The 18898-nt window shown below is 62.8% G+C and carries 13 protein-coding genes and 1 tRNA gene; 11 read left to right on the top strand and 3 right to left on the bottom strand.

Going from position 1 to position 18898, the window contains the following annotated elements; all coding sequences use genetic code 11:
• The first annotated feature begins 65 nt into the window (after positions 1–65).
• The 6 genes from aspS (at position 66) to BZF59_RS10850 (ending at position 5389) form a co-directional block, all read left to right on the top strand.
• Positions 66–1856 (top strand): aspartate--tRNA ligase, encoded by a 1791-nt coding sequence (gene aspS / locus BZF59_RS10825; protein WP_086608244.1) that lies wholly within the window; start codon positions 66–68, stop codon positions 1854–1856.
• Positions 1857–1981: 125 nt separating this feature from the next.
• Positions 1982–2218 (top strand): acyl carrier protein, encoded by a 237-nt coding sequence (locus tag BZF59_RS10830; protein WP_086608245.1) that lies wholly within the window; start codon positions 1982–1984, stop codon positions 2216–2218.
• Between the two features lie 135 nt (positions 2219–2353).
• Entirely contained in the window at positions 2354–3613 is a 1260-nt protein-coding gene (gene fabF / locus BZF59_RS10835; RefSeq protein ID WP_086608246.1) for a beta-ketoacyl-ACP synthase II, read from the top strand.
• A 5-nt stretch (positions 3614–3618) separates the two neighbouring features.
• Complete coding sequence (gene mltG, locus BZF59_RS10840; RefSeq protein ID WP_086608247.1) at positions 3619–4581, top strand: endolytic transglycosylase MltG; 963 nt, start codon at positions 3619–3621, stop codon at positions 4579–4581.
• An 86-nt stretch (positions 4582–4667) separates the two neighbouring features.
• A complete protein-coding gene (locus BZF59_RS10845) occupies positions 4668–5198 on the top strand; it encodes a 2'-5' RNA ligase family protein (protein WP_086608248.1) in 531 nt (176 codons plus the stop codon).
• A gap of 114 nt (positions 5199–5312) precedes the next feature.
• Positions 5313–5389, top strand: a tRNA-Met gene (locus tag BZF59_RS10850).
• Positions 5390–5501: 112 nt separating this feature from the next.
• On the opposite strand, the gene BZF59_RS10855 is transcribed toward BZF59_RS10850, so the two are convergent.
• On the bottom strand, positions 5502–6878 hold the full coding sequence (locus tag BZF59_RS10855; RefSeq protein WP_086608249.1) for a DUF1254 domain-containing protein: 1377 nt from the start codon (positions 6876–6878) through the stop codon (positions 5502–5504).
• 125 nt (positions 6879–7003) lie between these two features.
• Between BZF59_RS10855 and BZF59_RS10860 the strand changes: the two genes are divergently transcribed.
• Positions 7004–7681: a Crp/Fnr family transcriptional regulator gene (locus BZF59_RS10860; RefSeq protein WP_158094298.1), complete on the top strand. Its 678-nt coding sequence runs from the start codon at positions 7004–7006 to the stop codon at positions 7679–7681.
• Positions 7682–7852: 171 nt separating this feature from the next.
• The gene (locus BZF59_RS10865; protein WP_158094299.1) at positions 7853–10411 is read left to right on the top strand and encodes a TonB-dependent receptor; all 2559 of its coding nucleotides are present in this window, start codon (positions 7853–7855) and stop codon (positions 10409–10411) included.
• Positions 10412–10611: 200 nt separating this feature from the next.
• On the opposite strand, the gene bglX is transcribed toward BZF59_RS10865, so the two are convergent.
• Positions 10612–12972: a beta-glucosidase BglX gene (bglX, locus tag BZF59_RS10870; protein ID WP_245806115.1), complete on the bottom strand. Its 2361-nt coding sequence runs from the start codon at positions 12970–12972 to the stop codon at positions 10612–10614.
• A gap of 129 nt (positions 12973–13101) precedes the next feature.
• On the opposite strand from bglX, the gene BZF59_RS16430 reads away from it, so the two are divergent.
• From BZF59_RS16430 to BZF59_RS10880, 3 genes are read left to right on the top strand one after another with little or no spacing between them, the layout of a single operon-like run.
• Positions 13102–14238 carry a TonB-dependent receptor gene (locus tag BZF59_RS16430; protein ID WP_245806116.1) on the top strand — a complete coding sequence of 379 codons (1137 nt, stop codon included), beginning with the start codon at positions 13102–13104 and terminating at the stop codon, positions 14236–14238.
• A 7-nt stretch (positions 14239–14245) separates the two neighbouring features.
• Positions 14246–16036: a TonB-dependent receptor gene (locus BZF59_RS16435; protein ID WP_245806134.1), complete on the top strand. Its 1791-nt coding sequence runs from the start codon at positions 14246–14248 to the stop codon at positions 16034–16036.
• Positions 16037–16052: 16 nt separating this feature from the next.
• On the top strand, positions 16053–17627 hold the full coding sequence (locus tag BZF59_RS10880; protein ID WP_245806117.1) for a glucoamylase family protein: 1575 nt from the start codon (positions 16053–16055) through the stop codon (positions 17625–17627).
• On the opposite strand, the gene BZF59_RS10885 is transcribed toward BZF59_RS10880, so the two are convergent.
• A complete protein-coding gene (locus tag BZF59_RS10885) occupies positions 17558–18565 on the bottom strand; it encodes a LacI family DNA-binding transcriptional regulator (RefSeq protein WP_086608254.1) in 1008 nt (335 codons plus the stop codon). The genes BZF59_RS10880 and BZF59_RS10885 overlap by 70 nt on opposite strands.
• Positions 18566–18898: the final 333 nt, after the last annotated feature.

Here is an 18898-nt window from a genome sequence, read left to right on the forward strand (position 1 = left end):
GGAGCAAGGCTCCGAATGCGCCCGCGCGCCCTAGCGTTATAGCTGCCAACAGGACAAGAGTTTAGATGCACCCCTACCGCACGCATACTTGCGCACAGCTTTCTTCGGATCACGTGGGCGAGACCGTCCGCCTGTCGGGCTGGATCCATCGCAAGCGCGACCATGGCGGCGTGCTGTTCATCGACCTGCGCGATCATTACGGCATCACCCAGATTGTCGCGGACACCGACAGCCCGGCGCTGCCGGTGTTCGAAGGTCTGCGCGTAGAGAGCGTCGTGACGATCGAAGGCACCGTGAAGGCGCGCGCCGCGGGGACCGCCAATGCGAACCTCGCCACAGGCGAAATCGAGGTCTTTGCGCGCGGCGTGACCGTGCAGAGCGCGGCCGAAGAGCTGCCGATGCCGGTCGCCGACGAGCAGCCTTACCCCGAGGACATTCGCCTCAAGTACCGCTTCCTCGATCTGCGGCGCGAGACGCTTCACAAGAACATCATGACCCGCGTGGCGGTGATCGCCGAGATGCGCCAGCGGATGAACGCTGTGGGTTTCAACGAGTTCTCGACGCCCATTCTGACGGCTTCCAGCCCCGAGGGCGCGCGCGACTTCCTCGTGCCGAGCCGCATCCACGCGGGCAAGTTCTACGCGCTCCCGCAGGCGCCGCAGCAGTACAAGCAGCTGCTGATGGTGGCGGGCTTTGACCGCTATTTCCAGATCGCCCCCTGCTTCCGCGACGAGGATCCGCGTGCTGACCGCCTGCCGGGCGAGTTCTACCAGCTCGACCTCGAAATGAGCTTCGTGACGCAGGAAGAAGTGTGGGAGACGATGGAGCCCGTCATCCAGGGCACTTTTGCGGCGTTTGCTGGCGAGAAGTCCGTCACTCCAGCCGGCGAATTCCCGCGCATCCCCTATGACGAGGCGATGCTGAAGTATGGCTCGGACAAGCCCGACCTGCGCAATCCGCTGATCATTTCGGACGTGTCCTCGCACTTCACGCAGTCGGGCTTCGGCCTGTTCGAGAAGATCGTCGGCAGTGGCGGCGTGGTGCGTGTCATTCCCGCGCCTGCGACCCACGAGAAGAGTCGCAAGTTCTTCGACGACATGAACGACTGGGCGCGCAAGGAAGGCTATGCGGGTCTCGGCTACGTCACCCGCAAGGGCGGCGAATTCGGCGGGCCGATCGCCAAGAACCACGGCGCTGAACGCATGGCAGAGCTTTATGCCGAGCTTGGCCTTGGCGAAAACGACGGGCTGTTCTTCGCCGCAGGCAAGGAAGCCGATGCCGCCAAGCTGGCAGGCGCCGCGCGCATTCGCGTGGGCGAGGAGCTTGGCCTGATCGACGAGAGCCGCTTCGAATTGTGCTGGATTGTCGATTTCCCGTTCTACGAATGGAACGAGGACGAGAAGAAGGTCGATTTCAGCCACAACCCCTTCTCCATGCCGCAGGGCGGGATCGAGGCGCTTGAAGGGCAGGACCCGCTCACCATCAAGGCCTATCAATACGACCTCGTCTGCAATGGCTTCGAAATCGCGAGTGGTTCGATCCGCAATCACAAGCCCGAAACGATGGTGAAGGCGTTCGAGATTACCGGGCTGACGCAAGCTGATGTGGAAGAACGCTTCGGCGGGATGTATCGCGCGTTCCAGTACGGCGCGCCGCCGCACGGGGGGATGGCTGCGGGCGTCGACCGGATCATCATGCTGCTGTGCGGCGCGAAGAACCTGCGTGAAATCTCGCTCTTCCCGATGAACCAGCGCGCCGAAGACCTGCTGATGGGCGCGCCGAGCCCGGCCGAGCCGCGCTCCTTGCGCGAATTGCATCTGCGCGTCGTCGAGCCGCCGAAGAAGGACGGCGCCTGATCATTAATCGGGCGCGCGGCGCGTCAGCCCCTTGTGGGCAGCGCACTGCAAGCCCACTTGCGCTTGCCCCCAGCGTTCATTAGGGCGGGAGCGACCATTTTAACCCCAGTTCAAGAGGGAATGACATGAGCGATATTGCCGACCGGGTGGCCAAGATTGTCGTCGAGAATCTCGGCGTCGAAGCCGATAAGGTCACTCAGGATGCAAGCTTCATCGATGATCTGGGCGCAGACAGCCTCGACATCGTCGAGCTGGTGATGGCTTTCGAAGAGGAATTCGGCGTCGAAATCCCCGACGATGCGGCCGAGAAGATCGCCACCGTCGGCGATGCGACCAAGTATATCGAAGAGCACAAGGGCTGATTGCCCACGCCTCCCGTCTGCCCTGAGCTTGTCTGGGGGCCGTTCTTCCTGCTCGCCTAGCGCTTGAAGAAACCACGGGACTTCGACAGGCTCAGCCCGAACGGGTTGGGCCTGTTGTGCGTTTTGGAGAAGAATATGCGCCGTGTGGTTGTAACCGGGCTTGGCCTCGTCACCCCGCTGGGAGCCGATGTCGAAACGACGTGGGCCAATCTGATCGCAGGGGAAAGCGGGGCGGGGCAGATCACCCGTTTCGATGCCTCGAACCAGAAATGCACCATCGCCTGCGAGGTGAAGCCCAAGGATCACCCCTGGGGTTTCGACGCCGACAAGCGGGTCGATTTCAAGGTGCAGCGTCAGGTCGATCCCTTCATCGTCTACGGCATCGATGCGGCCGGGCAGGCGCTGGAAGATGCGGGCCTGACCGACATGACCGAGGCCGAGAAGGAGCGCACCGGCTGCTCGATCGGTTCGGGGATCGGCGGCCTTCCGGGAATCGAGATCGAGAGCGTCAACCTCCACGAACGCGGTCCGGGCCGGGTCTCCCCGCACTTTGTCCACGGACGGCTGATCAACCTCATCACCGGGCAGGTGCAGATCAAGTACGGCTTCATGGGCCCGAACCACGCGGTCGTCACCGCTTGCTCCACGGGCGCGCACTCGATCGGCGATGCCGCGCGCATGATCGCCATGGACGATGCCGACGTGATGCTGGCGGGCGGGGCGGAAAGCACCATCAACCCGCTCGGCATCGCCGGTTTCGCACAGGCGCGCGCGCTCAACATGAGCATGAACGACCGCCCGACCGAGGCGAGCCGTCCCTACGACAAGAACCGTGACGGCTTCGTCATGGGCGAGGGCGCGGGCGTGGTGGTGCTCGAGGAGTACGAGCGGGCCAAGGCGCGCGGCGCGAAGATTTACGCCGAAGTCACCGGCTATGGCCTCTCGGGCGATGCCTATCACGTCACCGCTCCGCATCCCGAAGGGCGCGGTGCTGAACTGGCGATGCGCATGGCGCTCAAGAAGGCCGGCCTCGGCCCTGGCGATATCGACTACATCAACGCCCACGGCACCTCGACCATGGCCGACACCATTGAACTCGCCGCGATCAAGCGGGTGCTGGGTGACGATCTTGGCGGCGCGTCGATGTCCTCCACCAAGAGCGCGATCGGCCACCTGCTGGGCGGCGCGGGCGCGGTCGAGGCGATCTTCTGCATCCTCGCGATGCGCGACGGAATCGTCCCGCCGACGCTCAACCTCCACGATCCCGACGAGGGCACCGAGGGTATCGACTTGGTGCCGCTGGTGGCGAAGAAGCGCGAAGTGCGCGCCGTGCTGAACAACTCCTTCGGCTTCGGCGGCACCAACGCCTCGATCATCATGCAGAAGGTCGACTAAGATCCATGCGACCCGCCCGGTGGCTGCTGGCGCTTGTCGGTCTGGCGGCAGCCGGGTTGGTGCTGGCGTGGACTTTCCTTGGCTCGGCAACGATCGCCAAGGACACGCCCTTCACGATCCCCGCCGGTGCCTCGGTCGCCAGCGTGGCTGAAAAGCTCGAGGCCGAGGGGCTGATCTCCTCGGCCTCCGGCTTCGTGCTGCAGGCCCGCGTGTTCGGCAGCGATACCCCGATTCAGGCGGGCGAGTTCCTGCTCACTCCCGACATGGACCAAGGCGATATCCTCGCCGCCTTCCAGTCGGGCGACGTGATCCGCCGCTTCGTCACCATTCCTGAGGGCATGCCCTCGATCCTCGTGTGGGAGCGCCTGATGGGCGAGGAGCTGCTGACGGGTGAGGTCGACGTGCCGCCCGAAGGCTCGATCCTGCCCGACACCTACAGCTTCGAACGCGGCCAGTCCCGCAAGAGCATCGTCGAGCAGATGCAGGCCGCGATGGATAAGGCACTGGCCGAGGAATGGGCAAAGCGCGCGCCCGGCATCGCGGTCGATACGATGCGCGATGCGCTGATCCTCGCCTCGGTGGTGGAAAAGGAAACCGGCAAGCCCGAGGAGCGCCGCATGGTGGCCGGGCTCTACTCAAACCGCGTGCGCATCGGCATGAAGCTGCAGGCCGATCCGACGATCATTTACCCGATCACCAAGGGCAAGCCGCTCGGCCGCCGGATCAAGCAGTCCGAGATCGCCGCGGTCAACGGCTACAACACCTACACCCGCATCGGGCTTCCCGAAGGGCCGATCACCAATCCGGGCCGTGCCAGCATCGCGGCGGTGATGAACCCGGAGACGACCAGCGCGCTGTTCATGGTCGCCGACGGCACCGGCGGGCACTGGTTCGCCGACACGCTCGAACAGCACGACGCCAACGTCGCGAAGTGGTACGCGATCCGCCGCGAACGGGGCGAGATGTAGGGGGCGGAGCGCGGTTCGCCTGCGCGACCATACATCAACGTCATCCCGGACTTGATCCGGGATCGCTCTGTGCCCAAACCCCGCTGGTGCCCAACCCCTTCATCCTCACCGCCGCGCTGCCGCCCGATCTGGCGGGCTTTGCCGAAGGCCTGCGCCGCGCGCATTTCCCGCCCGAGCGCAATTTCCTGCGCGCTCACGTCACCCTCTTCCACGCCTTCGCGCCCTCGCTGCTCGAAGAACTGCGCGATGTGCTGCCGCGCCTCGCGCGCGAATTCGCTGCGCCCGAAGGGGCGGTGAAGGGGGTGATGGATCTGGGCAAGGGCACCGCGATCGCGCTCGAAGCGCCATCCCTGCTCGCGCTGAGGGCGATGATCGCCGAGCATTTCCACGGCAGCCTGACCGCGCAGGATCTTCACGAGCCGCGCCCGCATATCACCATCCAGAACAAGGTAACGAAGGAGGAGGCACGGGCGCTGCAGGCCAGCCTCGCGCCCGTGCTGGCACCGTGGATCGCCAAGCCGCGCTTCCGCTTCCCGGCGCTGGAGCTGTGGCGCTACTGCGGCGGCCCGTGGGAGCACCTCAAAACCAGCGCTTTCCGGGGGCGCGAGCGGCTCTAGCCGTTGGCTTGCAACGAGGGCTTGACCGAGCGCCCCCTGCGCCCTAAGTGCGCGCCTCGCCCGGGCCGACACCCGGTGCCGAATCCGGCCGCGAGACCTGCCGGATGCCCATGGGGCGGAGTAGCTCAGCCGGTTAGAGCAGCGGAATCATAATCCGCGTGTCGGGGGTTCGAGTCCCTCCTCCGCTACCACTTTTTCCCGATTGATAGATAAGGCGCTCCCGCCACTGGCATGGGATGTGGCAGCCGTTTCCGTGCAAGCTCATCGGTCTGGACGAAGATGATCCGCGGCGAGAACGTGCGATCAGTCGGCCTCGATCCTGATTACAGCAGGAAGTGAAAACGATCCGCCAGCAAAGCTCGCACGGGGCCGATAAGCGCGGAACACGAGCAGAAAATGTCCCGGCGGGGCGGGAAGCCAGGTGGTTTGATCGCTCGGCTCTTCGTGTGAGATATCAACGACAATGGCTGCGTCGGGCGATGTCTTGATATTATTCGTCAAACTGGTGACGGAGTAACGGTCGATGGGGCTCTGGTACAGGAACCAGCGACCAGTGCCATCGCTCTCGTAGAGGGTCAGCGACCAGAAGGCATCGACCGGAACGTCGCCGGGTATCACCAGCCGATAGCGCGATGAGCCGACAAGGGGGACGCCATCGGAGTCTTCGGACGTCAGCGGGTTGATGGCCTCCGACACCGGAAGCGCGGCGAGCCCTCCCAGAGCAATCGCGCTGCGATAGGCGTCGTCGGATCCGAATGCGGCGATGTTGGGTTGCGGATATCGCCACCCATTGCGCAGCACCCCGGATTTCGCCAGAGCTTGGCTCGTCTCGTCGTAGAGCCGTGACAGATGGCGATCGAATACCGCTCCCATCGCTGGATCTATCCGCGGCGCGGCGGAGGTGGTGGCCTCCCAGCCTAGCGCAAGGGCAAGGCAATCAAACCGCTCTGCGAGCCCCTGCGGAATTGGCCCACGTGCCAGCGCTGCATTGACGGTCGCCACAAACTGGCTGCCATCGGGACGTGCGGGGATCGGCGCCTCAACCTCGGCGGTGTCGCCGCCGTCTGCGCCGTTGCCCCCCGAAAGGCGGTAAGAGGCCTGTAAACGCTGCGCCTTCGGCAGGTCGCCTGTTCCCGCCACAAAGGTGCGGGCCACCAGCCAGACGTCCCTTGTTGGCGAGCGGATGACGGTTTCCTGCGGCCCCGTATTGCCGTTCCAGTCGGGCCCCACGATCAGAAAGTCTCGCGCATCCCGCTGCTCTTCGTTGCGAAGGATCGCAAAGGCATCCGAGAACGGGTGCATCAATTCGACGCTATGATAGCGCGATCCCATCGCCGGGATCGTCAGGCGAAGGGGGCCGCCCGCCAGATCGAGCCACGCGGTCGAATACAGCGTGTCGGTATTCGGCATGGTGATAGACCGGTCGCGCGGTTGCGAAAGGGTGGTGCGGTGCAGCAGGTAATTGGTCCGCGTGCCGGGTCGCGATAGCATCTGCTGGCGCGTGCGCCAGACTTCATAGAGCGGGAGTGTAAGGCGGTAGACGCGCTCGGCAGCCTCGGCCTCCGGCAAGGTGCCGGGCCGGCAATCGGGATGCGCCTGCTTCGGATCGCTCTCGCCCGCGTTTGCCATCGACCCTGCGAACAATCCCGAGATCGCCATAACCAAGCAGAACCTCATCATCGCTGATCTTCCGTTTGCGCATCTGCAAAAAAGTGATGCGACCGGGCACGCCGCAGCGTGCGGATTTTGATGAGCCTAACAGGATGGCTTGGAAGTAAATGTCGAAAATGCAACATTGTGCACCGATGGATCTTTTCCGCTTCCGTCCGCAGCCGTTTCTGAGCTTCCTCTCCGACGATCAGATCGCGCGGCTGAAAGCCGCTGGTCAGCGTCGCAAGCTGTCGGACGGCCAATATATTCACAGTCGCGGCGATACCGATCCGGGCCTCTCGATTATCGAAAGCGGCGCGGCGCGGGCCGGGATCTACGGCGCGGATGGAGAATTCATCCTCACCTCTTTTCTGGGTGCGGGGCATTCCTTTGGGGAATTCACCGTGTTTACCGAGCTGCCGCTCAGCCACGACATTTCCGCCGTCGGGCCGACGACTGTGATCCGCATCCCGTCGCGCACCTTTCTGGAACTCGGTGCGGCGGAACCGGACTATCTCGGCGCCCTGATGCGCGCCACGCTGATGCGTTCGCACATCCTGCTGGAAATGCTCCATGCGATCCGCATCCTGCCGCTGGTGCCGCGCGTGGCCAAGTTCCTGCTGATCCTTACGCCGCCACCACCGGCCAAACCGAGGGTGCGCTTCAAGCAGGCCGATCTTGCCGCGACCATCGGCCTGTCGCGCGCCTCCATGAACCGCGCGCTGACCGAGCTTGAGAACCTGCGAATCATCAAGCGCAACTATGGCGCGATCGAAATGTGCGATCTCGATATGCTGATGGCTTGGCTGAAGCGTGAGACCGGCGAATACTGATCCCTTATAGCGACTTGCAGGGCAGGACGCGCGGCAACTGAAATGTCGCAAATAAGACATTCCTTGCCGGGCCCCACTGTTAGATTCTCGACATGACACCAATCCCGGCTCTGTTTCGGGATAGGGCCGCGAGGCAAAAAGCCTCGGGTGATGTGGAGAGGAACCAGGCGCATGCACATCAAGAATCAATCGGCCCGCTTGCTGTTCGCGGGGGCATCGGCGCTGACGCTGGCTGCCTCGCCCGCGCTCGCCAAGGCGCAGGAGCAAGCCGGTCCGGAGGATGCGGAAGAGGCTGACGGACAGCTTCCGACGATCATCGTCAGCGCCACCCGGCGCGCCAATAATGTGCAGGACGTGCCGATCGCGGTTACTGCGATCAGCGCTCAGGTCCTCGACCGCGCGGGGGTGGCGGACATCACCACGCTCGATGCGGTGGTTCCGAGCTTCAACCTCAATGCCTCCGGCACCACCACGGGGGGCATCACACTGCGCATCCGCGGCATCGGCACCACCGGCAATAATGCCGGGCTTGAAAGCGCGGTCGGCGTGTATCTCGACGGGGTCTATCTCTCGCGGCCGGGTGTTGCGCTTGGCGACCTGCTCGATATCGAGCGGGTCGAGGTATTGCGCGGGCCCCAGGGCACCCTTTTTGGCCGCAATACCTCTGCCGGTGCGCTCGACATCCGCACCCGCAAGCCCGAACTCGACCGGGTCGATGGCTTCGCCAACGCCACCTACGGCAATTTCGACCTCGTTAACCTTCAGGCCGGCATCAACCTTCCGCTGGTGACCGACAAGATCGGGCTTCGCCTCGCAGGGGCGGTGCGTGACCGTGATGGCTACATCACCGGCCCGACCGGGGTGCAGAGCAACTCGATCGAGCGTCTGGTGCTGCGCGGGCAGGTGCTGTTCGATTTCGGATCAGCGGGCGATCTGCGGATCATCGGCGACTACACCGAAGGCGATGACAGCTGCTGCCATGCGATCTGGGTGCGTGACGGGACGAGCGTCAACTTCCCTGCTTTCGGCCTGCCCGCAGACGGCGGCGCGCCGAATGTCGGCGATACGGCGCTAGACGGCCGCAGGTCCAACGACGGCCAGTTCGATACCCCGTTCGAAACCTGGGGCATCTCGGCCGAATACAATGTCGATACCCCGCTGGGCGCGCTGACCTATGTGGGGTCCTACCGCGATTTCGAATTCCGCACCTCGCTGGAAACCGACTACACCCAGCTGCGCCTGTTCACTGCGGGTGCCTCGGATCAGGCGCGCGCGCTCGGTGGCCAGAATTTCGAGCCGCGCAACAATCCCACGCGGATCAAGACCACCACGCATGAGCTGCGGTTGCAGGGCGACGCCTTCGAAGGCCGGCTCGACTGGCTGATCGGCGGCTACTATTCGTGGGAACGGATCAGCCAGCAGCTTTCGTTGACCCTGCTCGACCAGTTTCAGGCCGGGGTCAGCGGCGGTCTGCTTGGCGCTGTGCCGCTCCAGCCCAATCCGCTGTTTCTGACCGCTGGCGGGGTCGATGCGACCGGTGATTTCGCTATCAACCGTTATGACCAGACCGGGGATTCCTTTTCGATCTTCACGCACAACGTTGTTGCGATCACCGACAATCTCGATTTCACGATCGGCCTGCGTTATGTCGAGGAAACCAAGGGCGGTTCCTACACCCAACTGGACGGCGAACATGATGCCTGCCTCGGCACGCTGGGCGCAGGGGCGGGCAATTTCCTCGGCGTTGCCGGGGTGGGTCTGAACTGCTTCGTTTTCGCTGCACCCAGCCTTGGAAGGCTAGGCCAGATCAATCCGGCGCTTGCGGCAAATCCACTGGCGCAGGCGCTGTTGCCGCGCGAATTCGACCAGACCTTCAAGGACGACGAACTGGTCTATACTCTCAACGCTACCTACCGACCGACCGACGCGATCACGCTCTACGGCAGCTTTACCCACGGGTTCAAATCCGGCGGTTTCAATCTTGATGCCTCGGCTGCGGTCGGCGGCAGGGACCCGCGCTTTGGTTCCGAAAAGGTCGATGCCTACGAAATCGGGCTCAAGGCCGATTTGTTCGATCGCCGGGCACGGGTCAACGTGGCGCTGTTCGACCAGCACCTGAGCGGTTTTCAGGTGCTCGACTTCACCGGCATCCAGTTCACCACCTTCAATGTCGACAAGGCGCGCAGCACCGGCTTCGAGATCGAGAGCGAGGCGCAGGTGTCCGATCACCTGTCGGCCAATCTTGCCGTCACCTATACCGATGCGCGCTATCCGAATGATTGTGCCGAGCTCGATCCCACTGCGCCGGGCTTCCTGCCAAACGTTGCGACGCTGTGTGGTGCCTCACTTACCAATGCGCCCGACTGGACGATCGTGTTCGGCGGGGCTTACGAACGGCCCGTTTCCGACCGGCTCGATGTCTTCCTGACGGGCAATGCACGCTATGAAAGTGCGCGGCGCACATCGACGCTTCCCACCGAAGTCCTGCGGCCGGATCTGCCATTGCCGGGCGATATTCAGGAGGCCAATATCAGGGTCAATCTGCGCGCCGGCATCAACATCGATAACGGACGCTGGGCGCTGGAGATCTGGGGCAACAACATCTTCGATGAGCGTATCCGCAACGGCACCTTCACGGTCCCGCTGCGCGGCGCGCTGGGCAATCGTGCGCGGGCGTCGTTCATCAGTGACCCGGCAACCTATGGGGTGACGGTGAGAACGCGTTTCTGAGGTCGGTTCAAATCCCACCAATGACGCGACAGCGTGATCCGCGTGTCGGGCGTTCGAGTCCCTCCTCGGCCACCGCTAAAATTGATAACCGAAAATAAATCGAATAGTTCAGCGAGTGGCACTCGAGCGAGACCTCTTCTCCAGTTTTGCGTCTTCAGCCGCGATCGCTGCCACGCTTTTCAGCATCTCTCGGGGGCTCTCTAGGGACGAGAAACGTTGAACTCGACGGGGACGCTGGCGTTCGCGCCGGATGATGGAGCGATCCACAAACGGAACGCGCCGGGCTCCCATCCAAACGAACCATCCGCGCGGGTGAAGGCGAGGTCGGCAGGCGTCAGGGTGAACGACACCGTGCGGCTCTCCCCCGGTTCAAGCGCGAACTTCTCGAACCCGCGCAATTCCTGAACGGGACGCGTCGTGGATCCGACAAGGTCACGCACGTAGAGTTGAGCAACGGTTTCGCCTGCGCGCCTACCCGTGTTGGTGATCGTCGCGCTGGCGGTCAGCGTGTCGTTCGGTCCGATCTGCTCCGCGCTCAGCGCGACCGCGGAATATGCGAACTCGGTGTAACTGAGGCCATAGCCGAACGGGTAGAGCGGCGAATTGGGCGTATCGAGATAGCGCGAAACATATTTCGTGCCGGGTTCGCCAAGCTCGATCGGGCGACCGGTATTCTTCATATCATAGTGGATCGGCACCTGTCCGACATTGCGCGGAAAGGTCATCGGCAATCGGCCGGACGGGTTGTAATCGCCCAGCAAGACGTCGGCGACCGCATGCCCCCCCATCGTTCCCGGATACCAGGCGTGAAGGATGGCCGACACGTTCGCATCGGCCCATTCGATCGAATTGGGCCGCCCGCTCATCATCACAAGCACCACCGGCTTACCCGTCGCTACGAGCCGTTCGAGCAGTGCCTGCTGATTGCCTGGCAGATCTAGCGACGTCCGGCTTGCGGCCTCGCCTGTCATGTCCCATCGCTCGCCCATCACGGCGACAATTACGTCCGCATCGCGCGCGACCGCCAGAGCCTCATCGAAGCCGTCGGTGCTTCCCGCTGCGTTGAAATCGTAGTCGGCGCCGCGGGCATAGGAGATCGTGGCCGAATTGCCGAGGCGGGCCTTCAGACCTTCAAGCACCGTCACCGGACGGGTCTCGCGATCGCCCGCAGCGGCCCAGCTGCCGATCATGTCGGCCTTGCTGTCGGCAAGGGGGCCGACGACAGCAATGGATCGCCCGTTGCCAACAAGTGGCAACACATCGCCCTCGTTCTTGAGCAGAACCATCGAACGCCGTGCCATGTCGCGCGCGGCTTCGAGAAAATCGTCGCGATAGACAGTCGCCTTCTCGCGCGCGCTGTCGGAATAGCGATAGGGGTCGTCGAACAGGCCGAGGCGGTATTTCGCCTCGAGGACTCGGCGGACCGCGCGGTCGATAGTGGCTTCATCGACATGACCATCGTCAACAGCCTGCTGCAGATGCTCCATGAATGCTGCGCCCTGCATGTCGAGGTCGACGCCGGCATTCACCGCCTGTTCGGCAGCCTGCTGCAGGTCGCGCGCATAGCCATGCGGCACCATTTCATTGATCGAGGTGTAATCGGTCACGACAAAGCCGTCGAAACCCCACTCGCCGCGCAGGATGTCTGACAGGAGATATTGGCTGCCGGTCGCGGGCACCCCGTCGACCTCGTTGAAGGCGGTCATGAAACTTGCGACGCCCGAGTCAACCGCTGCGCGAAATGGCGGCAGATAGACGTCGCGCAAGGTGCGGTCGGACATGTCGACGGTATGATAGTCGCGTCCGGCCTGCGCCGCGCCATAGGCGGCAAAATGCTTTGCCGTCGCCAGGACGGTATCGACAGCGCGCAGGTCTTCGCCCTGATAGCCCTCCACCCGGGCGCGGGCTATCGCATTCCCCAGAAAGGTGTCTTCGCCGGCTCCTTCGGACACACGCCCCCAGCGCGCATCGCGGCCGATGTCCACCATGGGCGAGAAGGTCCAGTGGATGCCTTCCGCAGCCGCCTCGGTCGCCGAAATGCGTGCGGCTTTGCGGATCGCGTCAATATCCCAGCTCGCCGCTTCGCCCAGCGAGATCGGGAAGATCGTCCGATGGCCGTGAATGACGTCGTACCCGAACAGGAGCGGGATCTTGAGACGCGTATTCTCGACCGCCAGCTTCTGAAGTTCGCGGGTGTAATCTGCCGTATAGGCGTTGAAGATCGCACCGATCCGGCCGGCGCGTATGTCTTCTACATAATTCGGGCGAATGCTGGGGCCGGTCGAATCCCAGTCGCTGGTGAGCACGGTCATCTGCCCGATCTTCTCGGTCAGCGTCATCCGCGACATCAGGTCGTCGAGATAGCGGTCCATCTCCGGATCGCTCTTCGCCCAATCCGGCTGCGCCGGCACGATCTCGACCGCTGCTGAATCATCGTGCGCAACAGGCTGAGCCGCAACGCCTGTCGCAAGAATGATGGCGCTCGCGCAAAGGATTGCCTTGATGGTTCGCACGTTTCCCTCCCCGAGTGCCGCCTGATTGCCAGGCGGGCAACGGTGCACGCATGGGCTCGGCGGTCCGACTCGTCCAGCTATACAAGGCCATTGTAACCGGTTACAAGCTCTTTCCGAAGGGCATTCGAATCGCACGGATCAAGCAATGATCCGGCAATTCCGGGGAGGAAAATCAACATGTTCGATCTTCAGAATATCCGTGGTCGTCCGCTTCGCGACCTCGCGGCTGCATTGGCCTTCGGCGTGGCAGGATGCGCACTCGCGACAGGATTGGCGGCGCCAGTGCATGCCCAGGAAACAAGCGCCTCGCTTCGCGGCACGATCTCAGGAGAAGGCGTGACTTCGGTTACCGCCGTCGAGACCACGACCGGCGTCCGGCGCACCGTGAGCGTCAATCCCGACGGCACCTATGCCTTCACCTCCCTTCGACCGGGAACGTACCGTCTCGAGTTGCAGACCGCCGAGGGGGTGACGAGCACGGACGAGATCACCCTTCTGGTGGCGCAGGATACGGTTCTCGATTTCGACGCTGCCGAAGCCAGCGTCGCAGGCCAGAGCGAAGACCCTTCGGATACGACGAGCGTGATCATCGTCACATCCGGTCGCATCCGCGAGGCCAAGGGAGGCGAGGTCGCCACAAACATCACCCGCGAGCAGATCGAAAACCTCCCGCAGACGGATCGCAACTTTCTCGCCTTTGCCGCGCTGGCGCCGGGCGTCACATATCTTGACGGGGAATCCGATCGCGGCATCCAGGCGGGTGCGTCCACGCGAAGCCAGGTCAACGTGTTCATTGACGGGGTAAGCCTCAAGAACAAACTGCGTGAGGGCGGTATCGCGGGGCAGCAGAACAGCCGCGGCAATCCCTTCGGCCAGACGGCCGTGCAGGAATTCCGCGTCCTGACCCAGAACTACAAGGCGGAATACGAGCAAGCTGGCTCGGCCATCATCACCGCCGTGACCCGTTCGGGCACGAACGAGTTCCACGGTGAGATCTTTGGCCAATACACCGACGACAGCCTGACCCAGATCGATGCGATCAACGCGCGCTTCGGAATTCCCAAGCCGGACTTCAAGCGGGTTCAGTACGGAGGCGCACTAGGTGGGCCGATCATCAAGGACAAGCTGTTTCTTCGGCTCTTACGAGGGCAACGATCAGGATCGCGCGTCCAATGTGATCGCCGGAGGTTCTCCCGCCCTGCGCGAGGCAGTCGAGGAAAGCTCCGGCCGCAGCATCAGCGAACTCGAGGGCAGTTTCGTCAGTCCGTTCCGTGGGGATTTCTACTTCGGCAAGCTGACCTTCGTTCCCGATAGCCGCAGCGTGATCGACCTCTCGTTCAACCGCCGCGAGGAAACCGATATCCAAAATTTTGGCGGGACCACTTCGTTCGAGGCCGCCGAAGACAAGCAGAACCGTGTCGACAGCGCGCTTTTGAACTGGACGTATAATGGCGACAGCTTCGTCAACGAATTCCGCGCCAGCTATCTCAACTATGTCTTCAATCCGACGTCACTGAATCCGGATTTGCCGCAATTCGAGTATCTCGGCATCATCACGTTCGGGGGCAAGGATTCGACCCGCCGAGAACAGCAGCGCGGCTTTACGATCCGCAACGATTTCACCTACAACGGCCTCGACGATCACACCTTCAAGGTGGGCGGAAGCCTCGAGATCCTCAATGTCGAGTTCGACAACCGGTCTTTCGTTCAGCCCCGCTATACCTTCTTCGTCGACGCAGCGAACGATCTCGATTTCCGATTTCCGGCCGAAGCGCGACTGGGGCTCGGCAACTCGCTGATCGAAACCTCCAACACCATCATCGGCCTTTACGTGCAGGATGACTGGCAGGTGACCGACCGGCTTGAGCTCAATCTGGGTCTGCGCTGGGACTACGAAACGAATGGTTTCAACAACGATTATGTGACGCCGGACAGCGCGGCGGCGGCGCTGCGCGCACTGCCGACGACGTTCTATTTCGATCCGGAAGACTACATCTCGGACGGGAGCGAGCGCAAACCGTTTCTGGGTGCCTTTGCGCCGCGTTTCGGCTTTTCGTGGGACATTACCGGTGATCGCAGCTGGGTGCTGTTCGGGGGCGCGGGCCGCTATTACGATCGCAACACGTTCAGCAATACCGTGGACGAGATCTCGCGCTTGCGGAATCCCATCGGCGTCTTTCGCTTTTCCGAAGACGGAAGCCCGCGCAACGGGCTGCCGACAGTGGCGTGGGACCCGCGCTATCTCACCCGCGAGGGCCTGATCGAGCTCAGGAACACGTCGACTTCGGGGCTGCCCGAACTGTTCGCAGTGCCTGAAAACGCACGCCCGCCGGTCAACGATCAGATCACGCTGGGTGTCCGGCACACGTTTGGCGACTGGACCGCGACGGTCACCGGTGCCTATCAGAACGGACGCAACGGCTACACCAACCTGTTTGCCACACGCCGGGACGGGGGCCTCGGCAATTGTTGTGATACGTCGCCGGTGGTTCCCTTTGGCTATTCGAACGTGCTGATCGGCAACGATGGGCTGAGGACGAATTACCGTGCGCTCTACGTCACGCTCGACAAGCCATACAAGGAAAAGGACGGCTACGGAGTGAACGTGGCCTATACGTTCGGCCGGGGTGCGCAGAACGGCAACGACCTGTTCAGTCTGGACGGGACGGTGCCGGATTCATACGGATTCCGGGCAAGGCCGGGTGACGAGCGCCACCGCCTCGTACTGTCGGGGATCGTCGACCTTCTTTGGGGCCTGCGGTTCTCGACCTTGTCTACCTTCGGCAGCGGACGCGCCTATCAGGTGGTCGATGCGACAGACGGGTTCGACAATGGGGCTCTGCGGATTACCTCCGCCTATCCGGAGAAGACCTGCATCGATGGCATCTTCCAGTTCTGCGAAGTCAATGTCACGCTGGCAAAGACGTTCAAGCTGGGCGGCAGTCACCAGATGGAACTGGCGCTGGATGTGTTCAACGTCTTCGACAACGCCAATTACGGCGGCTTCGATGGCTTCACCAGCGCGACCGATCCGCTGGATCCGGGCATCGAAGGCTTCTTTGTGCAGACCCTGCCGCGCCGCTTGCAAGTCCGAGCCAGATACCAGTTCTGACGGATCGGCACGCGTCGTGACGATCAACGCGGGGTCGCTCTTGCGCAAGGCGGTGGTGGTGGCAGCGATTATCGCTGTCGGCATCACCCCTGCCTGCGCGCCGCTTGCGACACCGGCTATGACGCCGGCGGTCCACGCGACGCAGCTAGAAACGGAGGCTTTCAGCGAGGAACTTACCGAGCGAACCTTCCGCTATTTCTGGGACACGACCGACACCGAACGCTGCCTTGCGCCTGATCGTTGGCCAACCCGCACGTTTTCCTCGATCGCGGCGACGGGCTTTGCCCTGACTGCCTACGGCATCGGCGCCGAAAGAGGCTACGTCGATCGGGCAGAGGCCGCCCGGCGGACCCGCGACTGCCTGCGCTTTTACTGGAACGCGCCGCAGGGTTCCGCACCACGGGGCGTGACCGGCTATCGCGGCTTTTTCTACCACTTCCTGCGGCACGAAGACGGCACGCGTTTCGCGCAGACGGAACTCTCCACGATCGATACAACGCTGTTTTTGGGGGGTGCACTCTTCGCGCAGAGCTATTTCGATCGCGCCAACCCGGTGGAGATGGAAATTCGCGATCTGGCCGAGCGCATCTATCGCCGTGTCGACTGGGAATGGGCACGGCGTCCCAATACCGGAACGCAGGCGCAGAACCTCCAGAACTCGCAAGGTATCAGCATGGGCTGGCGGCCTGAGCGCGGCTGGGAACCCTTCGACTGGGTTGGCTATAACGAGGGTATGCTCGTCTACGTTCTGGCATTGGCCTCGCCGACGCACCCCGTTACGCGCGATGCCTGGGACGAGGGGTGGGCACCGCTTCTGGAGCAACATTGGGGCACGTACTACGGCTACGAGCATCTGCAGTTCGAACCACTTTTCGGCCATCAATACAGCCATGTCTGGATCGACTTCCGTGGCATCCAGGACGATTTTATGCGCGCAAAAGGCATCGACTATTTCGAGAACAGCCGCCGCGCGACGCTCGCACAGCGCGCCTACGGGATCAATAATCCCAATCGATGGAAGGGCTATAGCGCGGACATCTGGGGCTGGACGGCATCAGATGGCCCGAAGGATTCCACCAGAGAGTATCACGTTGGGGGAGAGCTGCGCAGCTTCTTCGCCTATCGCGCTCGCGGAGTGTCCGCAGAGCGCATCGTCGATGATGGCACCATCGTGCCCACCGCCGCTGGCGGATCGGTGCCCTTCGCCCCCCGCGAAACCATCCATACCCTGATGGCGATGAAGGCATTCTACGGCGATAAGCTGTATACAGCCTACGGTTTTCGCGATGCCTTCAATCCAAGCTTCACCTTTGTCGATGCCAATTCGCGTTCGGGTCTCGTCGATCCGCAACTGGGCTGGATCGCCAACGACCACCTCGGCATCGATCAGGGACCGATAATTGCGATGATGGAAAACCACCGCAGCGGTCTCGTGTGGGAGGTCATGCGCCGAAATCCCCATATCCGCCGCGGACTGGCTCGGGCCGGATTCAAGGGTGGATGGCTGGACGCAGAAGGGGATCAGGCGGCTTCGTCTCGTCCAGCCGTCGAGCCCCTTACTGCAAGACGCGGCACGATCACCGTACCGTGAGACTCTTCGTCGAGTTCGCCTTTCAGTAATGCGAGCAGCGTACGCGCGGCGGCTTCGCCGAGTTTCGTGATTTCGGACCGTACCGTCGTCAGGCCCGGAGAGACGTAGCGGGCGAGCGGGATATCGTCGAACCCCGCAACGAGCACCTCCGTGCCGATTGCGTAGCCGGCGTCACGCAGGCTCATCATGGCCTCGACCGCCATCACGTCATTGGCCGCGAACACGGCATCGAAAGCAATGCCCGAGGTGAGCAGGGCGACAATCGCTTTTTCGCCAGAACCCTCGCAGAAATCGCCCGGGAGAATCACGGGATCCGCAATGCCGAGTTCCGCTTTCATGATATCGCGGAACGCGGCCGCGCGCTCGATCGCGTCGCGGTTGTTTGCCGGCCCGGAAATATGGACGATCTTTCGCGCACCGCGTTCGATCAGATGGCGCGTGATCATTTCCGCTCCGGCCCTGCTGTCGATGCTGACGAAGGGCAGGGTGCTGCCTTTGGGCGGGGCGTTGAGCATGACGATGGGAAACGCAACGAGCGGTTCGGTGTCGAGCGTCTTGGCAACCGTTTCGGGAGGCATGATGATCAGCCCGTCGACCCGGCCGCGCATCGCCCTGATGGCTTGCGCCGTCTCCTCCTGCCGTCCGTGCATCGTGCCTAGCAGCAAGGTCTTGCCTTCGGCATGGACGGCCTTGTCGATCCCGCGGATGAGTTCGGAAAAGAACTCGCCGAAAAGATCTGGAAGAATGACGCCGATCGTATCCGTCTGGCGTTTCGTGAGGCTGCGCGCCCCACTATGCGGAACGTAATTGAGCCGTGCCGCGACGGCCTCGATCTTCGCCCGTGTCGGCTCGGTGACGTTGGACATGCCGTTGAGCGCGCGTGAAGCGGTCGCAACAGAAACGCCTGCCTCCTTTGCGACTTCGCGAATGGTTACCATCAGGTCTGCGTAGCGTGATCGATCCCCATCCGCCACTACGCCACAGGGTTTTGGATTTTCGTGCGCTTGACCGTGCTATCAGCCATGAAACTTCTTCGAACCATCGATAGGGCAGAGTGGTGTGATTGTCAGAGCGATCCTGAGCGACTGTCGATCTGAAATCTATCGAACGGCAGCTTCCGGGAATTGCCGGCAACCAGCCACGCGTCTGGTTTTGGGGCGCGTTGCTGCCCACAAACTGCCGGACCTGCGAGTGGCCGAATGTCGGGTATGCCGACGTTTCCAATACCGCGCCGGAACGGCGTACGTCGGTCGCTTTCAGCAATTCCGCTT

The organism is Erythrobacter donghaensis (assembly GCF_002155425.1).
GTDB lineage: Bacteria > Pseudomonadota > Alphaproteobacteria > Sphingomonadales > Sphingomonadaceae > Erythrobacter > Erythrobacter donghaensis.

Coding starts and splice junctions, on each gene's coding strand:
- aspS (WP_086608244.1), top strand. CDS start 66: ATGCACCCCTACCGCACGCATACTTGCGCACAGCTTTCTTCGGATCAC.
- BZF59_RS10830 (WP_086608245.1), top strand. CDS start 1,982: ATGAGCGATATTGCCGACCGGGTGGCCAAGATTGTCGTCGAGAATCTC.
- fabF (WP_086608246.1), top strand. CDS start 2,354: ATGCGCCGTGTGGTTGTAACCGGGCTTGGCCTCGTCACCCCGCTGGGA.
- mltG (WP_086608247.1), top strand. CDS start 3,619: ATGCGACCCGCCCGGTGGCTGCTGGCGCTTGTCGGTCTGGCGGCAGCC.
- BZF59_RS10855 (WP_086608249.1), bottom strand. CDS start 6,878: ATGATGAGGTTCTGCTTGGTTATGGCGATCTCGGGATTGTTCGCAGGG.
- BZF59_RS10860 (WP_158094298.1), top strand. CDS start 7,004: ATGGATCTTTTCCGCTTCCGTCCGCAGCCGTTTCTGAGCTTCCTCTCC.
- BZF59_RS10865 (WP_158094299.1), top strand. CDS start 7,853: ATGCACATCAAGAATCAATCGGCCCGCTTGCTGTTCGCGGGGGCATCG.
- BZF59_RS16430 (WP_245806116.1), top strand. CDS start 13,102: ATGTTCGATCTTCAGAATATCCGTGGTCGTCCGCTTCGCGACCTCGCG.
- BZF59_RS10885 (WP_086608254.1), bottom strand. CDS start 18,565: ATGGTAACCATTCGCGAAGTCGCAAAGGAGGCAGGCGTTTCTGTTGCG.